The organism is Paeniroseomonas aquatica (assembly GCF_030409335.1).
In the GTDB taxonomy this organism is placed as follows: domain Bacteria; phylum Pseudomonadota; class Alphaproteobacteria; order Acetobacterales; family Acetobacteraceae; genus Belnapia; species Belnapia aquatica.
Genome location: NZ_JAUFPN010000237.1, coordinates 1 through 885, shown reverse-complemented (window position 1 = coordinate 885; position 885 = coordinate 1). Strand labels below are relative to the sequence as shown.

At 68.1% G+C, this 885-nt stretch carries 2 protein-coding genes; both read left to right on the top strand.

Annotated elements, in window-relative coordinates:
• Positions 1–181, top strand: a 181-nt coding sequence (locus tag QWZ14_RS29060; RefSeq protein ID WP_290320559.1) for a hypothetical protein, incomplete at its 5' end; no start/stop codon positions are given.
• Position 182: 1 nt separating this feature from the next.
• The coding region (locus QWZ14_RS29055; RefSeq protein ID WP_290320557.1) for a hypothetical protein at positions 183–885 on the top strand (703 nt) is incomplete at its 3' end.

Below are 885 nucleotides of genomic sequence, written 5' to 3'. Positions count from 1 at the left end.
TGGCGGCGATCTCTATCTGCGTTCGCCCTATCCGATCCTCGCCCCGGAGCCGAGCGCGCAGATGTCGGCCGAAGGCGGCGTGCGGATCTATCGCCTGCCGATCAACACCGCGACTGGAGACATGGCGATCTCCATGGCGACCGGCATCCGAAACAGCATCGTACGCGTGAGGACGAACTAAGATGGCACTCCCGGCCATTCCCCAGATGATGCCGCGCACCGGTACGGCGCGGCTGCTTTCCATCAGTGCCACTGCCCTGACTGCCGTCGCGGTTGTTGGTTATTTGGTGCTACGGCCCGGCGCATCCGAGCCGGACCTCGAGGCTTCGACCGCTCCCAGCACGCCCCCGTCCATCCGCGGCAGTCTCGCCGGTCCTCACCGCACCGATGAACAGGAACGGCTGCGCCTGGCCGCTGCTACCCGTGACGCTAATGCAGCGACGAACCGCGGGCAGAGCTACACCCCCGACATGGGCGGATTTGTCACCCGGGAGCCGGGTGATGTGGGGCCACAGATTGCCCCCGCCACCGTGCGTCTGGAGGAAACCACCACCCATATCGCGTCGCAGCCCGCAGCCCCGGCCACCGGATCGCCGCCGCCTCGGGTGGCGACGGAGGCCGAGACCAAGGCCAAACTTGATGCCATGAATGCCCTGCTGGCCTCCTGGCGGGGCAAAGACAGCAGCCAGAATATCTACGAGGATGCCGCCAGGGCCCGCCCTGGCCAGGCCCGTCCGCCCGGCAGCAGCACGCCGGCCGGGGGCCTGATGCAGGCGGCCTCCCCGCCTCCGCAGCCTTCAATGCAGCGCCGCAAGCGCCTCCTGCTGGAGGCTGGTACCGGCGTGTACGGAGTGGTCATCACCGGCGGCAATACCGACCAGGGCT